The following is a 21706-nucleotide window of genomic DNA, read 5'->3' as shown; positions in this document are numbered from 1 at the left end:
ACGGATGGGGTCAGGCGACGGCGTCGTGCAGCCGGGACGCCTGCTTGTCCTTCAGCGGGCCGATGACCGACAGCGAGGGCCGCCGTCCCAGGATGTCGCGGGCGACCTCGCGGACGTCGTCCGGGGTGACCGAGGCTATCCGGGCCAGCATGTCGTCGACCGACAGCTGCTCGCCCCAGCACAGTTCGCTCTTGCCGATCCGGTTCATCAGCGCGCCGGTGTCCTCCAGGCCGAGCACCGTGGAGCCGCGGAGCTGGCCGATGGCGCGGTCGATCTCCTCGTCGGGCAGGCCGTGCTCGGCGACCTGGTCGAGTTCGTCCCGGCAGATCTTCAGCACGTCGTGCACCTGGGAGGGCCGGCAGCCCGCGTAGACGCCGAACAGGCCGCAGTCGGCGAAGCCCGAGGTGTACGAGTACACGCTGTAGGCCAGGCCGCGCTTCTCCCGGACCTCCTGGAAGAGGCGGGAGGACATGCCGCCGCCGAGCGCGGTGTTCAGCACGCCGAGCGCCCAGCGGCGCTCGTCGGTGCGGGCCAGGCCCGGCATGCCGAGGACGACGTGCGCCTGCTCGGTCTTGCGGCCGATCAGCTCGACGCGCCCGGCGGTGCGCAGGACGCGGCGGCCCTCGCGCGGGGCGATCGGCGCGGCGGCCGGGTCCTTGAGGGCGCCGGCCTTCTCGAAGGCGGCGCGGACCTGGCGCACCACCTTGTTGTGGTCGACGTTGCCGGCGCAGGCGACTACCAGGTGGGTGGGGTCGTAGTGCTTCTTGTAGAAGCGCCGGATGCGGTCGGCGGTGAGGGCGTTGACCGTGTCGACGGTGCCGAGGACCGGGCGGCCGAGCGCGTTGTCGCCGAACATGGTGTGCGCGAACAGGTCGTGCACGCAGTCGCCCGGGTCGTCCTCGGTCATCGCGATCTCTTCGAGGATGGCGCCGCGCTCGACGTCCACGTCCTCTTCGCGGATGAGTGAGCCGGTGAGCATGTCGCAGACCACGTCGATGGCCAGCGGCAGGTCGCTGTCGAGCACGCGCGCGTAGTAGCACGTGTACTCCTTGGCCGTGAACGCGTTCATCTCGCCGCCGACCGCGTCGAGCGCGGCGGAGATGTCCAGGGCGGATCTGCGGTCGGTGCCCTTGAAGAGCAGGTGCTCCAGGTAGTGGGTGGCGCCGTTCAGGGACGGGGTCTCGTCGCGGGAGCCGACGTGCGCCCAGATGCCGAAGGTCGCGGAGCGGACGGAGGGCAGCGTTTCGGTGACGATGCGCAGGCCGCCGGGGAGGGTGGTCCGGCGCACGGTGCCGATGCCGTTCTCGCCCTTGATCAGGGTTTGGGTACGGGCGACGGCCCGCGCCTCCGAGGAGGTGCGGGCCGTCGCCTTCGAGCTACGGGACGTCACTGGTCGGCGTCGTCCTTCTTGTCCTCGGGGGCTTCCTCGCCCTCGATCACCGGGATCAGGGAGAGCTTGCCGCGGGAGTCGATCTCCGCGATCTCGACCTGGACCTTGGCGCCCACGCCGAGGACGTCCTCGACGTTCTCCACGCGCTTGCCGCCGGCCAGCTTGCGGATCTGCGAGATGTGCAGCAGACCGTCCTTGCCGGGCAGCAGGGAGACGAAGGCGCCGAACGTCGTCGTCTTCACGACCGTGCCCAGGTAGCGCTCGCCGACCTCGGGCATCGTCGGGTTGGCGATGCTGTTGATCGTCGTACGGGCGGCCTCGGCGGAGGGGCCGTCGGCGGCACCGATGTAGATGGTGCCGTCGTCCTCGATGGTGATCTCGGCGCCGGTGTCCTCCTGGATCTGGTTGATCATCTTGCCCTTGGGGCCGATGACCTCACCGATCTTGTCCACCGGGATCTTGACGGTGATGATCCGCGGGGCGTTCGGGGACATCTCGTCCGGCGTGTCGATGGCTTCCATCATCACGTCGAGGATGTGCAGACGGGCGTCCCGGGCCTGCTTGAGGGCGGCGCCCAGGACGGAGGCCGGGATGCCGTCCAGCTTGGTGTCGAGCTGGAGGGCGGTGACGAACTGCTTGGTGCCGGCGACCTTGAAGTCCATGTCGCCGAAGGCGTCCTCCGCACCGAGGATGTCGGTGAGGGTGACGTAGTGCGTCTCGCCCTCGATCTCCTGGGAGATCAGGCCCATGGCGATGCCGGCGACGGGGGCCTTCAGCGGCACACCGGCGTTCAGCAGCGACATGGTGGAGGCGCAGACCGAGCCCATGGACGTCGAGCCGTTCGAGCTGAGCGCCTCGGAGACCTGGCGGATCGCGTAGGGGAACTCCTCGCGGGCCGGCAGCACCGGCACCAGGGCGCGCTCGGCGAGGGCGCCGTGGCCGATCTCGCGGCGCTTGGGGGAGCCGACCCGGCCGGTCTCGCCGGTGGAGTACGGCGGGAAGTTGTAGTTGTGCATGTAGCGCTTGCGGGTCACCGGGGAGAGGGTGTCCAGCTGCTGCTCCATGCGGAGCATGTTCAGCGTGGTGACGCCCAGGATCTGGGTCTCGCCGCGCTCGAACACCGCGGAGCCGTGCACCCGCGGGATGGCCTCGACCTCGGCGGCGAGCGTACGGATGTCCGTGACGCCGCGGCCGTCGATGCGCTTCTTCTCCTTGATGACGCGCTCGCGGACCAGGGTCTTGGTCAGCGCGCGGTACGCCGCGGAGATCTCCTTCTCGCGGCCCTCGAACTGCGGCAGCAGCTTCTCGGCGGCGAGCGCCTTGACGCGGTCCAGCTCGGCCTCGCGCTCCTGCTTGCCGGCGATGGTGAGCGCCTGGGCCAGCTCGGCGCGGACGGCGGCGGTGAGCGCCTCGAGCACGTCGTCCTGGTGGTCCAGGAAGATCGGGAACTCGCCGGTCGGCTTGGCGGCCTTGGCGGCCAGGTCGGCCTGGGCGCGGCAGAGCACCTTGATGAAGGGCTTCGCGGCCTCCAGACCGGCGGCCACGACCTCCTCGGTGGGCGCCTCGGCGCCGCCCTCGACCAGCTTGATGGTCTGCTCGGTGGCCTCGGCCTCGACCATCATGATCGCGACGTCGCCGTCCTCCAGGGTGCGGCCCGCGACGACCATGTCGAAGACGGCGTCCTCGAGCTCGGTGTGGGTCGGGAACGCCACCCACTGGCCGCGGATCAGCGCGACGCGGACGCCGCCGATCGGGCCGGAGAAGGGCAGGCCGGCCAGCTGGGTGGACGCGGACGCGGCGTTGATCGCGACGACGTCGTACAGGTGGTCGGGGTTGAGGGCCATGACCGTGCAGACGACCTGGATCTCGTTGCGCAGGCCCTTCTTGAAGGACGGGCGCAGCGGGCGGTCGATCAGCCGGCAGGTGAGGATGGCGTCCTCGGAGGGACGGCCCTCACGGCGGAAGAAGCTGCCGGGGATCTTGCCGGCGGCGTACATCCGCTCCTCGACGTCCACCGTGAGGGGGAAGAAGTCGAGCTGGTCCTTGGGGTTCTTCGAGGCGGTGGTGGCCGACAGCACCATGGTGTCGTCGTCCAGGTACGCGACGGCGGAGCCGGCGGCCTGCTTGGCCAGGCGGCCCGTCTCGAAGCGGATGGTGCGGGTGCCGAAGGGGCCGTTGTCGATGACGGCCTCGGCGTAGTGGGTCTCGTTCTCCACTATGGTCTTCTCCATTGCGTTCAGTTGCGTGTCGTCTTTCGTCCCGCCCAGCCCGTGTGGCGGGGGGACGTGGTGGAGAAGCGTCGGTGCGGGCCGGTCTTCGATCGAAGCCCCCGGCGTTCCTTTTTCCGAGGGCCACTACCGAGGACCGGCGGCGGCGCGGTGACGCCCCTCCTCGTTCGTCGTGCTGCTACCACACTACAAAGCGTCGGTGACAGCGCGCACGTACAGCAAAGGGAGCGGCCCCCTCAAGGATGGGAACCGCTCCCTTCACGGCGTCTTACTTGGCGCCCGCCGCACCGCGGCGGATGCCGAGGCGGTCGACCAGCGCGCGGAAGCGCTGGATGTCCTTCTTGGCGAGGTACTGCAGCAGGCGGCGACGCTGACCGACCAGGATCAGCAGACCACGACGGGAGTGGTGGTCGTGCTTGTGGGTCTTCAGGTGCTCGGTCAGGTCGGAGATCCGACGGGACAGCAGGGCCACCTGGACCTCGGGGGAGCCGGTGTCGCCCTCCTTGGTACCGAACTCGCCGATGATCTGCTTCTTCACTGCGGCGTCGAGAGACACGCGTGCTCCTTCAAGGTCTTCGTGAGCCTTCGAGCGCCCCCGGTCTGCTTCTCGGGGGAACTTCCGTGAACTCGGAAGGCGGGGATCCGCTGGGCGCGGCCTCCGGGAGCCTGGGACGGGTCCGGGGGTGCGTACACAAACGGCCGTCAGCCAGAGTACCAGTCCGCTCGCGGGCCTCAGACGCCGCCGCGGACCTTGCCGTAGACATCGAGGACGGCCAGGCAGATCGGGACCAGGGACAGCAGCACCAGCGAGTCCGCGAGGTCCAGCATGCGGCCCCAGAACGGGGACAGGCCCTTCTTCGGCACGATCAGGGCGATGGCGATCAGGAGCAGCACGCCGGCCGCGACCGAGGCGCCGAGCCACAGGGTGCGTACGTCGACCGGGCCGGAGTTGCCCTGGAGCAGTTCGAGGACGATGTCGGTCGGCGGCGAGACGGCGAGGCCGAGGACCAGCAGCGCGAGCGTGACGACGCCGGCCACGAAGAGGCAGGTGACCTGCGCGGTGTAGTGGAACAGCCGGGCCCGCAGCATGGCGGCGAGGCCGGTGCACAGGGCGAGCAGCTGGGCCCAGCCGTTGTCGCTGAAGCCGAGGACCGCGCCGCCGGCGCCGACGACGACCGCGGCGCAGCCGCCGACCAGGCCGAGCAGCAGCTCGTGGCCCCGGCTGGTCTGGGCGACGATGCGCTGGACGTCGACGGCCTCGAGGTCGCCCTCGCGGCCCTCGCGGCGGGCCCGGGCCAGGTCCTCGGGGTTGCGGAAGCCGATCGGCAGCCGGGCGAACCGGGCCGACCAGCCGGGCAGGAAGCCGACCACCGCCAGCGCGACGACCGAGGTGCCGGCCGCGATCTCCCGCGGCTCGGCCTCGGTGAGGATGCCGCAGAACACGGCGAGCGTGCCGATCGCGGCGGCCAGGGCCGCGGCCACGAACGGGGCGTCGCCCTGCGGCAGCAGCATGATCAGTACGACCGAGCACAGCAGTACGGCGACGCAGCCGACCAGGAACTGGATCCGGCCGGGGCCGTCGCCGGCGTCCTGGGCGATGATGCCGGAGCCCGCGATGAGCGCGTGCGGCAGTGCCGAGACGCCGAGCGCGACAGCGGAGGCGCGGTCGTCGTAGACCCGGGCCCGGACGCCGGCCAGGGCGGTCAGGGCGAGCGCGGCCACGCCGGCGAGGATGCCCTGGAGGCCGTGCATGTCGTGCCGGACCGGGTCGGCGAACCAGAAGACGAAGCCCAGCATGATCAGCAGCAGCGCGCCGGAGACCAGGCCGGCCACCCGCATCAGGTTGTCGTTCCAGCTGCGGACGTCCTGCTTGACGGCGGCGGCGATGGCGTCCACCACGTCGTCGTGGACGGCCGGCGGCAGCGAGTCGGCGAAGGTGCGCAGCAGCAGCACCTCGCCGTCCCTGACCCGGTGCTCGAGCAGCGAGCGGCTGGCGTCGAGGACCTGGCCCTCGCGGGTCACCAGGTGGTAGCCGGCCGGGCTGGCGTCCGACTGGACCAGTCCGGAGAGCCTGATGATCTCCGGGAACAGGTCCTGGATCGGCAGGTCCTCCGGCAGCGCGACGTCGATCCGACTGTCCGGCGCTGCGATGGTGATTCGGCAGAAACCTGTCGAAGTCCCCGTGCTCACCTGGTGTTCCCCCTGCTAGACACGACTGCTTGCCGCCGCTCGTACGACGCGGAGCGCCACCCTATCCGTTGCGCCGCAAGGGGAAGGGGCGGCCTCCCTCAATTCTCCCCTTCCCCCCTCGGCATCTCCATCCTCCTGGCTCTTTTGCGCACCGAACGCATCAGTAGGATCGACGTCTACGCGGACGACGCCTAAGCGAACGGGAAACGTCGCGCACACGGGGGCGTCGGTGCAGGACGTATCAACCACGAAGGATGAGTGCATCGGTGAGCGTCGTCATCATCAAGCGGCCGCCGCGGATACCGCCCCCGGTCGTACCGGACGGCGAGGTCAATCTGGAGACGCCCCCCGAGATCCCTCGTGAGGGCGACGAGAGCATGCTGATGAACCTGCTGCCCATGATGGGCATGCTGGGTTCCGTCGGTTTCTTCTTCATGCCCAACCTGCCCTCGTACATGCGGGTGGTCGGCGGGCTGATGCTGGCCTCGACGCTGGCCATGGCCATCGCGCAGTTCGCCAAGTCCCGGCAGGGCGGCGGAGCGGGGATGGCGCAGGACCGGCGGGACTACTTCCGTTATCTCGAGCAGGTCCGCAAGGACGTCAACAAGACGGCGGAGCTCCAGCGCCGCAGTCAGCTCTTCCAGCATCCCGAGCCGGACCACCTGTGGGCGGTGGCGGCCGACGGCAAGCGGCTGTGGGAGCGGCGGCCGAGCGACGCGGACTTCGCCTCGGTACGGATGGGGCGCGGCATCCAGCAGCTGAACACGCCGCTGGTCGCTCCGGTGACGGCACCGAAGGACGAGCTGGAGCCGCTGACCGCGGCGGCCATGAAGGCGTTCCTCGACGCCCATGGCAGCCTGTCCGACCTGCCGCTGTCCGTCTCGCTGCGGGCCTTCTACCACGTGACGATCAGCGGCGAGCGGGACACGGTCTACGGCAACGCCCGGGCGACGCTCGCCCAGCTGGTCACGCTGCACTCCCCGGAGGACCTGATGGTCGCCGTGGTGGCGCATCCGTCCACCGCGGCGGAGTGGGACTGGTTCAAGTGGCTGCCGCACGGCCAGCACCCGAAGGCCAAGGACGGCGCGGGCTCGGCCCGGCTGCTCTTCGACGACCTCGGGGAGCTGGAGGAGGCGCTGGCCGACCAGTTGGACGACCGGCCGCGCTGGAACCGGGACACCAACCCGCTGTACGACCAGCCGCATCTGATCGTGGTACTGGACGGCGGCACGGTGCCGCCGGACTCGGAACTCGCCAGTGCCGAGGGGCTCCAGGGCGTCACCTTCCTCGAACTCGCCCCCGGTGAGCTGGAGGAGGAGCTGCGCGCGGGGCTGACCGCGTATGTGAAGCCGGACCGCATGCAGTTGTTCGTCGGCCACGAGTCCGCGTACACCGGCAAGCCCGATGTGCTGAACCAGGCGCAGGCCGAGTCGCTGGCCCGGCAGCTCGCCCCGTTCCGGGTGGGCTCCGCGGAGGAGGGCGAGCCGCTGCTGTCCAACCTGGACTTCACCGACCTCATGGGAATCGGTGACGCGGGCGCGGTCGACGTGACGCGCACCTGGCGGCCGCGCACCCTGCACGAGCGGCTGCGGGTGCCGATCGGCGTCGGGGAGAACGGCGAGCCCGTCATGCTCGACCTGAAGGAGGCCTCGCAGGAGGGCATGGGCCCGCACGGCCTGTGCGTCGGCGCGACCGGTTCCGGCAAGTCGGAGCTGCTGCGCACCCTGGTGCTCGGTCTGGCGGTCACCCACTCATCGGAGACGCTGAACTTCATCCTGGCGGACTTCAAGGGCGGCGCGACCTTCGCCGGCATGGCGGACATGCCGCACACCGCGGCCGTGATCACCAACCTCGCCGACGACCTCACCCTCGTCGACCGGATGCGGGACGCGATCACGGGTGAGATGCAGCGCCGCCAGGAGCTGCTGCGCACCGCCGGCAACTACGCCAACCTGCACGACTACGAGAAGGCCCGGGCCGCGGGCGCCGCCCTGGAGCCGATGGCCTCGCTGGTGATCGTGCTCGACGAGTTCTCCGAACTGCTCACCGCCAAGCCGGACTTCATCGACATGTTCATCCAGATCGGCCGCATCGGCCGCTCCCTGGGTGTGCACCTGCTGCTGGCCTCGCAGCGCCTGGAGGAGGGCAAGCTGCGCGGCCTGGACACCTATCTGTCGTACCGGATCGGTCTGCGCACCTTCTCGGCCGCCGAGTCGCGTACGGCGATCGGTGTGCCCGACGCCTACCACCTGCCGTCGATCCCGGGTTCGGGCTATCTGCGCTACGACACCGACACCATGGTCCGCTTCAAGGCGGCGTACGTGTCGGGCGCGTACCACGGCGAGGGCCCCTCCCGGGTGCACCGCTCCACGCAGCTGCGGCCCGCGCTGTTCACGGCGGAGCAGGTGGCGCTGCCGCCGCAGCCGGTGGTCGAGGAACCGGAGGCGGACAACCGGGTGGACGACGCGCTCGCCGACACCGTCCTGGACGTCGTCGTGGGCAAGATGGTCAACCAGGGGCCGCCGGCCCACCAGGTGTGGCTGCCGCCGCTGGAGGAGGCGCCCTCGCTGGAGCAGCTGCTCCCCCAGCTCGCGGTCACCCCGGAGCGCGGGCTGACCGCACCGGAGTACACGGCGCTCGGCCGGCTCAACGTGCCGGTCGGCATGGTGGACAAGCCGTTCGAGCAGCGGCGCGACGTGCTGTACCGGGACTTCTCGGCGGGCGCCGGCCACGGCCTGTTCGTCGGTGGTCCGCAGTCCGGCAAGTCGACGCTGCTGCGCACGCTCATCTCGTCGTTCGCGCTGACCCACACGCCGTCCGAAGCGCAGTTCTACTGCCTGGACTTCGGTGGCGGCTCGCTGATCTCGATGGAGGAGCTGGCGCACGTCGGCGGGGTCGCCAACCGGCTCGACGCCGAGAAGGTACGCCGTACGGTCAGCGAGGTCTCCGGCATCCTGGACACCCGCGAGGAGTACTTCCGGGCGCACAACATCGACTCCGTCCAGACCTACCGGCAGCGCCGGGCCGCCGGGCAGCTGCCCGACCAGCCGTGGGGCGACGTCTTCCTGGTCATCGACGGCTGGGCCACCTTCAAGACGGACTACGAGCTGCTGGAGTCGACCGTCACCGACATCGCCACCCGCGGTCTCGGCTTCGGCGTGCACGTGATCCTGACCGCGAGCCGGTACACCGAGGTGCGGCCCGCGCTCAAGGACATGCTGCAGAACCGCATCGAGCTGCGGCTCGGTGATCCCACGGAGTCGGAGATCGACCGCAAGGTCGCGCAGAACGTGCCGGCCACCGTGCCGGGCCGCGGTCTGACCCCGGACAAGCTGCACTTCATGACCGCGCTGCCCAGGGTCGACGGCTCCTCGGCCACCGAGGACCTGGCGGAGGCCACGGCGATCCTCGTCCGGGGCGTCAACGACAACTGGCCGGGCGCGCACGCCCCGGTGGTCCGGCTGCTGCCGACGATGCTGTCGGCGGACCGGCTGCCCAAGGGCTTCGAGCACCCGGACCGCGGGGTGGCCGTCGGCATCGACGAGTCGACCCTGTCCCCGGTCTTCATCGACTTCGAGACGGACCCGCACTTCATCGTGTTCGGCGAGAGCGAGTCCGGTAAGTCGGCGCTGCTGCGGCTGCTGATCAAGCAGATCACCGAGCGGTACACACCGGACCAGGCGAAGATCGTCCTGGGCGACTACCGGCGCGCCCACATGCAGGGCGTGCCCGAGTCCCACCTGTCGCGCTACTGCCCGTCGGCGCCCTCCCTGACGGAGACGCTGGAGGGCCTGGCCGGATCGATGGGCCGCCGGATGCCGGGCCCGGACATCACGCCCGAGCAACTGCGCAACCGCAGTTGGTACAACAGCCCGGACGCGTTCGTCATCATCGACGACTACGACCTGGTGGCGACCGGCATGAACCCGCTGGCACCGCTGCTGGAGTACCTGCCGTTCGCCCGGGACATCGGCCTGCGCGTCATCATCGCGCGGGCCTCGGGCGGCGCCAGCCGGTCGCTGTACGAGCCGGTGATGCAGCGCCTGCGCGAGCTCGGCGCGCAGGGTCTGGTGCTCTCCGGCGACCGGTCGGAGGGGGCGCTGCTCGGCAACATCACGGCGACCCAGCTGCCGCCGGGGCGTGGCTCCTTCCACACGCGGCGGCGCAGCGGCCAGCTGGTGCAGACGGGCTGGCTGCCGGCGCACTACTGACCGGCCCGCCCGCGGTCGCGGCGGGGCGGCGTCCTGGCGGGCGCCGCCCCGTTGTCGTACCCGCCCGTTACAGTGAAGACGACGGCGAAGGTGTCGAGCTACGGGGGCAGTTGTGGCGAGCGACGGCATGCGGGCGGATCCCGCGGTCCTCAAGACCGAGGGCTTCAACATGTTCACGGTGGGCCAGGACTTCGGCAAGGCGGTGCAGAGCCTGCAACAGGGCCTGTCCGCGCTGGAGGGCGGCAACGGCGCCACGCCGCCGTGGGGCGACGACGACATCGGCGAGAAGTTCGGTGTCGTCTACGAGGGTCTGCGCGACGGCATGTACGAGTCGATGGGCAGCCTGGCCGAGCGGATCGCGGGGATGGGGCTGGCCTTCACCGAGATGGGCGTCCGGCACGAGCAGAACGAGGGCAACGAGGACGCGGCCTGGAAGGAGCTCACCTCCGAGTACGACGGTCAGGTGGAGCCGCCGGCGACGGTGCACGCGACGTTGCGGCCGCGGCAGGATCTGTGGTGATCGTGCGGGTGACGCACCGGTTCCGGAGCGTGTCCGCCGGGTGCGCAAGTAATCTGGTCGCCCACCTGATTCGCACGGCGGGGAGAGGCCCAGAAACATGACCGAAGCACACCAGGACCAGGCCGCGACTCAGCCCGAGGACGTCAAGGCGCGCAAGGAGCGGGAGCGGGACGAGCTGTACGCGCTCGACATCTCCGGCGTCGAGTGGCACAGCGCGCCGGGTACCGAGGAGCACGAGGAGCGGGTGGAGATCGCGTACCTGCCGGAGGGTGCCGTGGCGATGCGGTCGTCCCTCGACCCGGACACGGTGCTGCGCTACACCGAGGCGGAGTGGACGGCGTTCGTACTCGGGGCGCGGGACGGGGAGTTCGATCTGGAGCCGGCGCCGCACAATGGCGGGGCGGCGAGCGAGTAGGGGTCCTTGGCCGGGGCGGGCGGCGGGGGCGGTCGGTACGGAGGCTGCAGGGAGCCGGCTCAGGGCGACTGCTCGCCCGCTCGTCCGCCGGGAGCCGGCTTTGGCTTTGGCTGGCTCGGACGTCCGGTGCTCGGTGCCGGCCCGGCTGGTGGTCCGGAGGGAGCCGGGCGGGGCGGCTGCACCACCGGGCAGTCGGCCGAGGCCGGCCGGATTGAAGATCACCGTCGATTCCCCGTATGCCCAGGCACCTCCCCGGAGGCGCATGGCTCAATGAATTCCCCACCTGACATCCCCGGGAGCGCTTCATGACCTCCGACGTCCCCGCACCGCCCCCGGCGGGCCCGCCCGCCAGCCCGGAAGAGGCCGTACGGATCGTCCGCAGCCGTTTCGCCCAGCCGAAGGCGCCCGACGGCTCGCCCGCCGAGCTGAGCGTGCACGAGTTCGACCTCGGGTATCTCGTTTACCCCGCGCCCCGCCCCGTCGAGCCCGGCCCCGGCCGGCCCGCGGCGCCGGCCCCGCCCGGCGGGGCCAAGGTCGTCGTCTCCAAGGAGACCGGTGAGACCATGACCGTTCCCAACTACCCGACGGAACAGGCGATCGCGCTGTACCGGCAGCTCCGCGCCCGCGGCGACTGACGGCAGCGACATCAGCAACATCCCTACCCGAGGACCGGAGCCCATGTCCCGCGCGAGCGACGGCTACGCACCCCACCCCTACACCGGCGGGCGCGCCGCGGTGCTGCGTGCCCTGACCGCCTGGCGGATGGAGTGGCCGGGCACCCCGAACGTCCTGGTGCTGACCGGGCGGCCGGGCAGCGGCCGGTCGCGCCTGATCACCGGGTTCCTGATGCTCTGCGACCCGGAGTACCGCAAGCGGCTGCCCCTCGACGACCTCGACCCGACGACTGTGCCGCCCGAGCTGCCCGCCCCGGCCGTGCCCACGGTCGCCGGACTGACCGCGGCCCAGGCGCTGTGGCTGCTCGCCGACCACTACGGCCTGGACGCCGGCAGCGCCGAGGAGGTGTACGCCCAGCTGGCCGCCCTCGACGAACCGGTGACCGTCGTCGTACCGGACACCGACCGGGCCGGCCCGGTGCGCGGCGCCGGTGCGCCCGCCCGGCTGGTACGGGACGTCCTCGTCCCGCTGGCCGCCACCGGCAACGTCCGGCTGCTCGCCGAGGCGGACCGCGCCGAAGCCGCGGAGCTGGCCGCGAGCCTGCCGCCCGGGACCGTACGGATCATCGACCTCGACGAGCCGGAGTGGGCCGACCCCGACGGCCTGGTGCTGCACGCCCAGGCGGCGCTGAATCCGGACACGGGGGCACCCGAGCTGCCCTTCACCACGGATGCCTCGGTCCGCCTCGCGCTCGGCGCGGCCGTCGCCGGCCGGGCCGGCGGCAGTCCGCTCGTGGTCGAGCTGGCCGTGAACTGCCTGTTGCTGGCTTCGGAGGGCTTCGACCCCGGTACGGACGCCTGGCTTCCGTCCTCGGTGGGCGAGGCCCTGGATCTGCACGCCCGGCGGCTGGACGCGGACCCCGGGACTCTGCGGTCGATACTCGCGCCGCTCGCCCTGGCCGGGGGCGACGGTCTGCCGGTGCGGCTCTGGCCGCGCCTGGTGAGCGCCGTCGCGGAGCAGGACATGAGCCGGGCCGTCGCGGACGGGATGCGGCTGGCCGGACCGTTTCTGCGGCCCCTGGACGAGGGGCCGGGCGACGACGGCGGGCGTACGCTGCTGCGACTGCTGCACCCGGCCGTCGGCGCCGAGATCCGCGCCGGTCTGCCGGACGTCCGCGCCGCCCAGACCAGGATCGCGCTGGCACTGCTGGAGGCGGTACCGGACCAGGACTGGAGCAAGGCCGACCGCTATGTCCGCGACCATCTCGCCGGCCACACCCTCGAAGCCGGTCTGCTGCCCCAACTCCTCACCGACCCGGGGCTGTTCGTGCACGCCGATCCGGTGTCGCTGCGGGCCGCCGTCGAGGCCGTACCCGCCGAATCGCTCGGCGCGCCCGCCCGTACCTATCTGCGGACGGCTCCGCTGCTGACCCGCACCGAGGCGCCCGCACCGCTGCGCGCCGCCCTGCTGGAGACCGCGTTCGTGGAGGACGGTCTGCCCGAGTACGCCGAGGCGGTGCACCGGCTCGGCCTCGACCTGCCCTGGCGGACGTTGTGGAGCCGGCCCGTGCCCGGTGCCAGTGCCGTGACCGTCGGCAGCCTGCCGGGCGCCGAGGACGGTCCGGCCGTTCCCGTGGCCGTGGTCGTCGTCCCGGCGGGTACGCCCGGGGCGTATCCGGTCGACGGGTCCGGCGCCCTGGTGTGGGGACTCGTACTACCGGACGACCTGGGTGGGGCGGGGGCCGAGTACGAACTGGGGCTGGTGCGGCGGCCGTCCGAGCAGGAGCGGGCGAAGGCTCCGCTGGGGCTGAGCCGTGGCGCCGACTACCTGCGCGTCTGGGACCGGGCGAGCGGGGAGGTGGTGGCCGCGCTGATCTCCGACACGCCCTTCACCGCCGCCGACCTGTCGCCCGACGGTGTCCTCCTCGTCGCCACCGAGCGCGGGGTGAAGGCCCTGCGCGTCCTCGGGAACCGACCGGCGCTAGCCTCGGGCCCTTGAACCTAACGTCCCGTTTCTCCCCTCCCCTCGACTCCCCTCGACCGGACACCCCCGAAGGAGCCTTCTCGTGACCAGCCAGGAGCAGGCGCTCGCCATCGCCGAGCGGTGGCTCAACCCGGAAGGCTCGGCCGAGCCCCGGCGCGAGGTGCGGATGCGGGAGTTCGAGCTGGGCTGGGTCGTGTGGGCCGCGCCCGCGGCGCCCGAGACCGACCCGGAGACCGGTCAGCGACGGCCGCCCGCCGAGATCGGCGCCGCGTGCGGGGTCGTGGACCGGCATACCGGCGAACTGACGGTGTGGCCCTCGGTACCGGTCGACGAGGTGATCCGGATGTACCGGCGCAAGCACGGCGGTGACGGTGAGGGCGGCGCCCGGACGGACGGTGTTGGGGGCGGCGCCCAGGCGGACGGCGTTCGGGGCGGCGCCCAGGCGGACGGTGTTCGGGGCGGCGTTCGGGCGGGAGCGGCGACCCCGGTCACCGGCCCCGGCAACACCGCGGTCTTCACGTACGCCGATCCGGCCTCCGGCGAGCAGACCACCGTCTTCCGCACGTCCGGCCCCGGGCTGCCCCCCGCCGAGTACCAGGCATGGGGCGAGCTGCGGCGCCTGGGCGTGCCCGCCGACGCCGTCCTCGCGATCCACACCGACCTGCGTCCCGGCCTGCTCCCCGGCGGCTACCCGGCCGAACTCCTCAACACCTTCCGCAACGCCCAGCTCTCCTGCTCGCAGGAGTACGGGGCGCGGCCCGAGACCCGCGCCGAGGGCATCGCGGCCCTGGTCGAGCAGGTGGAGACGATGCACCGGATCGCGGGCCGGCAGCCACCGCCGCGCCCGCACCGGCTTTCGGTCCCGGACCGGGTTCCGCCCGCGGAACCGATGGACGACGCGGCCCTGGGCCGGCACCTCGCCGAGGTCTTCGGCGAGGACGGGGTACGCCGGTACACCGCCGAGACGCTCGCGGACACCCCGCTGCCGGCGGCCGCCAGGGCCACGCTGAGCACGGCCGGGCTGCCCGCCGACCTGCCGCTCTTCTTCACGGCCGACCGGCCCGCGGCGCCGCCGGCCGGCGGCCTGTTCACCGATGTCGCCACGAACCTGCGCGCCCGGCGCAGCCCGGCCGGCGAGGAGCGGATCGGCGCGCTGGCGCACCTGGTCCGCATCGGCTTCGACGGGGTCGCGGTCATCACGGTGCAGTGCCCGCCGGGTGTCGGCCGACCGGACGGGTACGGCACCGTCTGGGCGGTGGACCCGGTCACCGCCGAGGCGCGGTACGTGAATGTCTCGGCCGCCGCCTTCACCCGCTGCCTGGCCCTGCTCGCCGTCGCGCGGCAGCGGATGCGGGGCCTGGACCCGGTCGCGGCCGGGGCGGAAGTCGCCGCGCTTCAGGAGCGGTTGACGGCCGTGGACCCGTCCGCGCTGGGCGACACGGACGCCTGGTGGTCGTTGATCGTCGAGCAGATGTGGCACGGGCTGTTCTAGAAATCAGCGGTTCTGCCGGTTCAGCGGGTCAGCCGGGTCAGCAGTTCGGCAGCTCGGCAATGCAGCGGTCAGTACAGCGAGAATCCGCCGCTGTGCCGTCCCTGGGTGCCCTTCCTCGGCTGGGACAAGCCGCGCTGCGGCTGACCCGGTCCGGGCGTCGCCGTGCCGGGGCCGCCGTCCGCCGGTGTCTCGCCGTGCCGGATCCGCTCGCGTTCCTCGTCGGAGAGCGACTCCCATCGCCCGCGCAGAGACGCCATGCCTCCGCCGCCCAGGGCGCGGGCCATCGCGGGATCGTCCAGGGCGTCGCGCAGGGCCAGCCGTCCGGAGAGCAGCCGCTTCGCCGCGTCCTGGAGGTCCTTGTTCGCGCCGTCGGCTTGGGAGAGCCTGCGCAAGGCGGAGTTGAGCGAGCGGATCTGGGCCGGATCCAGTGCCTCGTCCAGTACGCCCCGCTCCGGGGCGGGGTCGGGCCGGTCCGGTGTCCTGTCGGGTTGCCCTGTCATGTCGCCGCCTCCTCGCTGGTCCGCACTTCTCGGCACCTGAAGTATCTCCCGTCACTCACGAGTGCCATGCTGACCTCTTCGGCGGTCGAGGAGAAGGGTGGGCGGCGTCATGGCTCGAACGCGCGGCACGGCGAAGGACCGTTCCTCCCACGGCCCCTCCGGTCTGGTGGCTCGGGCCTTCGGCCGCCTCGGGCGCGCGGGCGGTCTGGTGTTCCTGCTGGCGGGGCTGCTGCTGAGCGGCTGGGGCGGGTACCAGGGTGCGTACCTGGCGGGCTGGGCGGGCACGCACGGCACGCTGACGGTCGAGCGGTGCGAGGTGAGCTACCCGAACAACGCCTCCCGCAGCAGCCGCAAGAACCGCCGGCCGGTGCGGTGCGAGGGCACCTTCGTGTCCGACGACGGCAAGAGCCGGGACGCCGCGGCCGCGGTGCGGGTCCGGCAACGGTTCGCCGCCGGAACCGAGTTGTCGGTGCAGCAGACGGATCCGCCATCGGCGTCCGGGGCGTCGGACGCCGACTACACGCAGAGCAGCATGGGCACCGCCTGGCGCTGGTTCGGCGCCTTCTTCGGGGGCTGGGTGCTGACCGGGCTCGGCGTCTTCTGTCTCGCCACCGGGTACGCCCCGTTCGGCCGCAGCCGCGTGTCGTACGACGCGGCGTGGGAGGCGTCCGGGCGGGGGGCGACCCGGCCGGTCCTGCTCGGGATGCTCGGGGTGGGCGTCGTGGGGGCCGGAGTATGCGTCCTGGTCAGCTACTTCGTCTGACTGTGTGGTGGCGGCGGATCACCCCTGGGCGGCCGGGATGGCGCGCGGGCCGCTGCAGCGAATCTGTGACAGCGGGGGCCTGAAGTCCCCGGCCCGCACTCCGTACACTCTTGCGGACGGCTGTACTCCTGTGTGACTCCCTTGGCCGGTCGGGGGAGTTGGACAGCCGTGTGGTGCGACGGGGGTTGCTGCTGTGTCGATGATGCTGCCGGACGAGCTCGAGTGGGTCCTCGAAATGCTCGGCTACCGCTGGCCGACCGCCGACGAGGACAAACTCCGCGAATCCGCTCAGCTGTGGCGGCAGTTCGGCGACGACGTCACCCAACTGCACACCGCCGCCAACACCAGCGCCCGCACTGTCACCGCCCACAACGCCGGCCAGTCCATCGACGCCTTCACCAAGGTCTATGCCAAGTTCGACGGCGGCGGAGGCGGTGACGGCTACCTCGCCGACGCCGCCCAGGCCGCCCACATCATCGCGGGCGTGATGGACGCCTGCGCCTACCTCGTCGAGTTCGCCAAATGGGCCGTCATCGCCCAGCTCATCGCGCTCGCCATCGAGATCGCCGCCGCCCAGTTGGCCGCGCCCTTCACCTTCGGTCTCTCCGAGGTCGGCGCTCTCGGCGCCACCCAGGCCACTCGCCTGATCGTCCGCCGGCTCCTGGACGAGCTCAAAGAAGCCCTGATGGAAGCCATCGTCGAAGCGATGAAGGAGCCCGCGGTCTCCGCGATCGAGGCCATCATCACCGACCTGGTCCGCCAGTCCGTCAACGTCGGCTTCGGCGCCCAGCAGGGTTACGACCTCTCCCAGACCGCCAAGGCCGGCGCCCAGGGCGGCTGGGAAGCCATCAAGCAGACCCCGCAGACTCTTGTCGAAGGCGTCCGCGACAGCCTCGGCTCCAAAGCCGGCAACAGCGCCCACCACGCCGTCGACAGCCGGATCGACGGGTACGGGAACTCCTCGTCGGAGACGCCGAGCAGCGGCGGTACCGGCAGTAACGGCTCGGGGTCGTCAGATGCTTCGGAGTCGTCCAACGACTCGGGGTCGTCCGACGGTTCGGGGTCGTCCGGCTCGGATTCCTCCTCGTCATCGACTCGTTCGGGCATCGGCAGCGGCATATCCGCCGACACCGGCGGCGCCGCCGTGGGAGCGCCGGACATCGGCTCCGGGCCCGACTCCGGCGCCGGCTCCGGCACGGATTCCGGGCAAGGCACGGCTTCGTCGGACACGTCCTACCCGAGACCCACTCCCTCGACGACCGGTCCGACGCTGTCCGACTTCGACGACCCCAGCCCCGGCGCCGCCCCGACCAGCACCCCTGACAGCGGCAGTACGGCCGGCTCCCCCGGCACCTCGCACACCGGGGGAGGCTCCTCCGTCTCCGGCCTCTCCTCGCCCACCCCGCACGCCGCGGCCGCCCCCACCACGTCCGGCGGCGGTGTCTCGGCCTCGTCGGGCAACGGCAGCGGCATCAGCACCAACATCGACAGCCTCGCCGCCAGCGTCCCCACCCAGAGCGCCGCGGCCCCGACGCCGACAGCGGACCCGTCCCCCGCCGGCACCGGAAGCCGTACGGACGGCGGCTCGGCCATGCCGGCCTCGCCCACCGCGCCGACCACAGCGGGCGGCGCGACAGCAGGCACCCGCCCCGCCACGCACACCCCCGGCGCCGCGTCCTCGACGGCCGGCCCGACCACGCAGACCGGTGCCGCACGTATGCCCACCGCCGGCTCACCCACGACCGGTTCGGCTCCCGGGACGGCCACCGCCACCGGGCCCAACCCGGCCACCTCAGGCCCAGCACGTAATCCTGCCGCCCACACCGGCACCACCACGGGACCTGCCTCCACCCCGCAGTCCACCCCGGCGAGTACGCCGCGCACCTCACCGAGTACGCCGAACACGCCGTCCACCTCCCCGTCGTCGACGAGCGCCCGGACGCCAGGAGCTGACGGCCGAATGCCGGGCTCCACGGACAGCCGGCCTGGGACAACGGACAATCGAACGCCGGACAGCCGTACCCCAGGAAGCACAAACCCCCGCACCCCAGGTACGGCGGACAACCGCACCCCGCACCAGACCACCCCCCACACCACCCCGACCGGCCGTACCCCGGCACCCAGCACCCCGGAGGGAACCGGCACCTCCACCCCCTCCCCCACTCCACGTCAGAACGCGAGCACCCCCTCGGCCGCCACCCAGGCCCCGGGTCAGGCCACCCCGGCGCAGTCCTCTCCCGCCAGGACCGCGCCACCGTCCACTGGCACTCCCGCGACGACACCCACCACCAACCCCGACCGAACCTCAACACCGTCCAGCCGGACAGCAACCCCCACCTCCCAGCCCGGCACCACCGCACCCCCCGCGTCCACCACCCCCGCACGCCCACCCCACCAGCCCACCGGCAACAACACCCCCGCCCCCGGCACCCCCGGAACCCCCACCACCCCCCGCACGCCCAACACCCCCCAACAGCCCGCCGCCCAGTCCGCACCCCCGCAGAGCACGCCGCACCCCCAACAGCAGCCAAGGGACAACCAGGTCACGGCCGTACCGATCCCGACCCCCATGCGCACCCCGGCCCCCGCCTCCACCGCCTCCCCCACCCAGGCGGCCCCCACCTCACCCCAGACACCCGGCTCCCCCGACACCGGCACCCCCGCCACCCCACACCACCCCGCGCAGGACAGCCTCCAGGACATCCGCACCGACCTGGACCACTCCCCCGGCGGCCTCACCTCACCCGACCCCGCCGACCAACAGGCCCTGGTTGACGCCGTCCCGCACGACGAGAACGGCACCCCGCAACGCTTCACCGACCCCTTCGGCCCCTGGAGCCAGCTCCAGAACGACGGCGGCCCCACCGTCACCGGCCGCAGCAACAACTGCGCCGACTGCTCCCGCTCCTTCCTCGAGACCTGGTACGGCAACCCCCAGGTCAGTGCCGCCCGCACCCCCGACACCGACGCGGCCGGCAATCCCGACACCTGGTCCCCCGAGGACAACGCCAACGACAACCAGATCCGCTGGACCGGCGCCACCCACACCTACGCCGGGCCGGGCGGCGACCCCGCCACCGCCGACGCCATCGCCGACACCCTCCGACAGGCGGGCCCCGGATCAGCCGCCATCGTCCAGGTCGACTGGCCCGGCGGAGGCGGTCACGCGTACAACGCCGTCAACCACAACGGCACCATCGTCTGGGTCGACACCCAGAGCGGCCAGGTCAGCCACCAGCCCCTGCACATCGACCAGGCCGCCCACGTCTGGCACATCCCGCTCGACGCCAACCGCGATCCGATCGACACCAGCCAGCCCTCCACCCAGGAGTCCGGCCAGCAGTCGGACACGTCGGCCAAGGACACCGACTCTCACCAACAGGCCGGCGACGTTCCTTCGGTGGAGCAACCGGATCACCAGGCCACCACCGCGGAGCCCACGGGCGAAACCACGGACCACCCCACGGACGAGGGCGCCGACTGCGGCGACCCGTCCCGCCCCGACCAACTCCCGGCCACCGCCACTCGTGACACCACCCCGCCGGGCGGTGTCACCCACCCCACCCTCGCCGAGCAGAACGCCCTCGACAACGCCGTTCCCCGGGACGAGAACGGCGACCCCACTCGTCCGCCGGACCCCGCGGACGGCCCCTGGGTCCAGCACATCAACGGCACCGGGACAGACACCCCCGGCCGTAACAACAACTGCGCCGACGTAGCCCTGTCCACCGTCGACACCTACGCCGGCCACCCCACGGCGGCCGCCGCGCGCACCCCCGACCCGAACCCCGACGGCACCCCGTCCGACCGCGGCGAGCGGGCCGGCCGCGACCGGATCGAGAACACCCTCGACGCCCGCTTCACTGACCTCGGCAACGGCCGCGAAGCCTTCGACCGCCTGGAGCACACCCTCCGCGACAGCGGCCACGGCTCCCAGGCCGTGATCCTCACCCAGGACGCCGACGGCCGCGCCCACGCCTGGAACGCCGTCAACCACAACGGCCGCATCGCGTACATCGACGCCCAGACGGGCCGGACGAGTCCCCACCCCTTGCACAGCGGCAGCAACGGGGTTTTCGCCATTCCACTCGACAGCGGACGCCGGCCACTTTCGTCGCCGCCAGACGTCGCCCACCGTCAAGCCCCGAGCGCGCCCGCCGGCGTGCAACCGGACAGCGGTAACGAACCGGTACCCGAACGACCGCGTGGCAGCGCGCCTTACGACGTGGCCCAGAGCGAGCGTGACACTCACTACGGCATGCTCCCCGAGCCGTCCCAGGCAGAACTCCGATCGACCAACGATGTCTTCCAGACCGACCTGACTCCCGTCCACGACCGCCTACGTGAGTGGAGTTCCAACGGCGAGTTGGCCACGCTGCTGAGGGATGGCCTTGCCGATGAGCAAGGCGGCGTTCGCAAAAACACCCTCGCCAACGCGTTGACCGGCTTCGCGCAGTTGACAGAAGGGCAGCAGGGAGCCGTGGTCGCCGCCTTGGCACGTATGGATCTGCGCTTCCACGCCACGAGCGCGGTAGGCGCCGCGCTCGATCCTGACGCGGACAACCCGAACGCTCCCGCCAACTTCACCCCGCACACCACCGACCCGGAGAAGCTGGAGCGATCGAACATCGCGCGCAAGGTGATCGGGCAATTGATGGACAAGGCGGGCATCAAGTCCGCAGGGGTTCATTACCACAACGGCAAGGCCATACCGGGAAGGGCCGGCCTGGTCGCAGCAATCCATCAACGCATCGCAGAGGGAGACGACCTCACTGACGCCGAGATAGCAGAGGCAGCACAGAGTGAGATTCAGTCACTGAACGACCACAAGGGAGACTGGTCACGAAAGAATTTCGCAGTCGTCGAAGTCCGCGATCCGGAAAACAATGACGAGGTCCGCTACATAGTGGACAGTTCCCTTCCTATGAGCAGCGCCTGGGGAGCGGGGGTGCACTCCGAGCCACACGCCATGGAATGGATCGAAGCTGTGAATGCGAAGCGTGAGGCGGCGGGCGAGAGACCATACGAACCCGTCAGCCTTTACACGGAACGCGAGCCCTGCGGCCACGCCTCTGGCAACGACTGCTCGGGCTACCTCGCCCACGAAGTCGAAGAGCCGACCCCCGATGACTCGAATACGGGCAAGAAGAACAAACTGCGCATCCATTATGGAGTCGGGTTCCGTAGAGGTCAGATCGACCCCGAAGCGGACCTGACGAGAGATGACGGCACCACCGCCACTCCGGAAGAAGCCAAAGAGGAAGCACGCAAGAGGTTCACCGGCGACTTCAACAACTACGTGAACCACCTCAAATCAGTCTGGGAGACGAATGTCAAGGCCGGTATGATGAATGAGTAATGCTCTGCGCTCGCGGACGAACCAGAACGCGGCCGATGCG

13 protein-coding genes are annotated in these 21706 nt (G+C 71.5%); 8 read left to right on the top strand and 5 right to left on the bottom strand.

Translation table 11 applies throughout. From position 1 onward, the window contains the following. Window positions 1-10 precede the first annotated feature (10 nt). The 4 genes from AB0G32_RS17325 to eccD all read right to left on the bottom strand — a co-directional run bounded on the left by AB0G32_RS17325 (window position 11) and on the right by eccD (window position 5808). The gene (locus AB0G32_RS17325; RefSeq protein ID WP_361163416.1) at window positions 11-1390 is read right to left on the bottom strand and encodes a pitrilysin family protein; all 1380 of its coding nucleotides are present in this window, start codon (window positions 1388-1390) and stop codon (window positions 11-13) included. Then, window positions 1387-3606: a polyribonucleotide nucleotidyltransferase gene (locus tag AB0G32_RS17320; RefSeq protein WP_361163445.1), complete on the bottom strand. Its 2220-nt coding sequence runs from the start codon at window positions 3604-3606 to the stop codon at window positions 1387-1389. Before AB0G32_RS17320 ends, AB0G32_RS17325 begins: the two co-directional genes overlap by 4 nt. 280 nt (window positions 3607-3886) lie before the next feature. Next, window positions 3887-4174 (bottom strand): 30S ribosomal protein S15, encoded by a 288-nt coding sequence (gene rpsO, locus AB0G32_RS17315; protein WP_361163414.1) that lies wholly within the window; start codon window positions 4172-4174, stop codon window positions 3887-3889. A 176-nt stretch (window positions 4175-4350) separates the two neighbouring features. Continuing rightward, window positions 4351-5808, bottom strand: coding sequence for a type VII secretion integral membrane protein EccD (gene eccD, locus AB0G32_RS17310; protein ID WP_361163412.1), 1458 nt, complete (start codon window positions 5806-5808; stop codon window positions 4351-4353). Window positions 5809-6074: 266 nt separating this feature from the next. On the opposite strand from eccD, the gene eccCa reads away from it, so the two are divergent. The 6 genes from eccCa to AB0G32_RS17280 all read left to right on the top strand — a co-directional run bounded on the left by eccCa (window position 6075) and on the right by AB0G32_RS17280 (window position 15044). After that, window positions 6075-10019 carry a type VII secretion protein EccCa gene (gene eccCa / locus AB0G32_RS17305; protein WP_361163410.1) on the top strand — a complete coding sequence of 1315 codons (3945 nt, stop codon included), beginning with the start codon at window positions 6075-6077 and terminating at the stop codon, window positions 10017-10019. A 112-nt stretch (window positions 10020-10131) separates the two neighbouring features. Next, a complete protein-coding gene (locus tag AB0G32_RS17300; RefSeq protein ID WP_361163408.1) occupies window positions 10132-10539 on the top strand; it encodes a hypothetical protein in 408 nt (135 codons plus the stop codon). Window positions 10540-10636: 97 nt separating this feature from the next. Beyond that, complete coding sequence (locus tag AB0G32_RS17295; protein WP_361163406.1) at window positions 10637-10954, top strand: DUF397 domain-containing protein; 318 nt, start codon at window positions 10637-10639, stop codon at window positions 10952-10954. Between the two features lie 305 nt (window positions 10955-11259). Next, window positions 11260-11589 (top strand): hypothetical protein, encoded by a 330-nt coding sequence (locus AB0G32_RS17290; protein WP_361163404.1) that lies wholly within the window; start codon window positions 11260-11262, stop codon window positions 11587-11589. A gap of 43 nt (window positions 11590-11632) precedes the next feature. Continuing rightward, window positions 11633-13567 carry an ATP-binding protein gene (locus AB0G32_RS17285; protein ID WP_361163402.1) on the top strand — a complete coding sequence of 645 codons (1935 nt, stop codon included), beginning with the start codon at window positions 11633-11635 and terminating at the stop codon, window positions 13565-13567. A gap of 67 nt (window positions 13568-13634) precedes the next feature. Further along, entirely contained in the window at window positions 13635-15044 is a 1410-nt protein-coding gene (locus tag AB0G32_RS17280; protein WP_361163400.1) for an SUKH-4 family immunity protein, read from the top strand. A gap of 68 nt (window positions 15045-15112) precedes the next feature. On the opposite strand, the gene AB0G32_RS17275 is transcribed toward AB0G32_RS17280, so the two are convergent. Further along, window positions 15113-15544: a hypothetical protein gene (locus AB0G32_RS17275; protein WP_361163398.1), complete on the bottom strand. Its 432-nt coding sequence runs from the start codon at window positions 15542-15544 to the stop codon at window positions 15113-15115. 109 nt (window positions 15545-15653) lie between these two features. Between AB0G32_RS17275 and AB0G32_RS17270 the strand changes: the two genes are divergently transcribed. Then, the gene (locus tag AB0G32_RS17270) at window positions 15654-16307 is read left to right on the top strand and encodes a hypothetical protein (protein ID WP_361163396.1); all 654 of its coding nucleotides are present in this window, start codon (window positions 15654-15656) and stop codon (window positions 16305-16307) included. Between the two features lie 202 nt (window positions 16308-16509). Further along, window positions 16510-21666 (top strand): toxin glutamine deamidase domain-containing protein, encoded by a 5157-nt coding sequence (locus AB0G32_RS17265; RefSeq protein ID WP_361163394.1) that lies wholly within the window; start codon window positions 16510-16512, stop codon window positions 21664-21666. The last annotated feature ends 40 nt before the right edge of the window (window positions 21667-21706 follow it).

The sequence above is a fragment of the Streptomyces sp. NPDC023723 genome (genome assembly GCF_040639815.1).
In the GTDB taxonomy this organism is placed as follows: Bacteria; Actinomycetota; Actinomycetes; order Streptomycetales; family Streptomycetaceae; genus Streptomyces.
The sequence above is the reverse complement of the archived record's forward strand: the minus strand, read 5'-3'. Positions and strand labels throughout refer to the sequence as shown.

Bases quoted from the DNA above. Each gene is read 5' to 3' on its own strand.
- AB0G32_RS17295 (WP_361163406.1), top strand. From the start codon at position 10,637: ATGACCGAAGCACACCAGGACCAGGCCGCGACTCAGCCCGAGGACGTC.
- AB0G32_RS17290 (WP_361163404.1), top strand. From the start codon at position 11,260: ATGACCTCCGACGTCCCCGCACCGCCCCCGGCGGGCCCGCCCGCCAGC.
- AB0G32_RS17285 (WP_361163402.1), top strand. From the start codon at position 11,633: ATGTCCCGCGCGAGCGACGGCTACGCACCCCACCCCTACACCGGCGGG.
- AB0G32_RS17275 (WP_361163398.1), bottom strand. From the start codon at position 15,544: ATGACAGGGCAACCCGACAGGACACCGGACCGGCCCGACCCCGCCCCG.
- AB0G32_RS17270 (WP_361163396.1), top strand. From the start codon at position 15,654: ATGGCTCGAACGCGCGGCACGGCGAAGGACCGTTCCTCCCACGGCCCC.
- AB0G32_RS17265 (WP_361163394.1), top strand. From the start codon at position 16,510: ATGCTGCCGGACGAGCTCGAGTGGGTCCTCGAAATGCTCGGCTACCGC.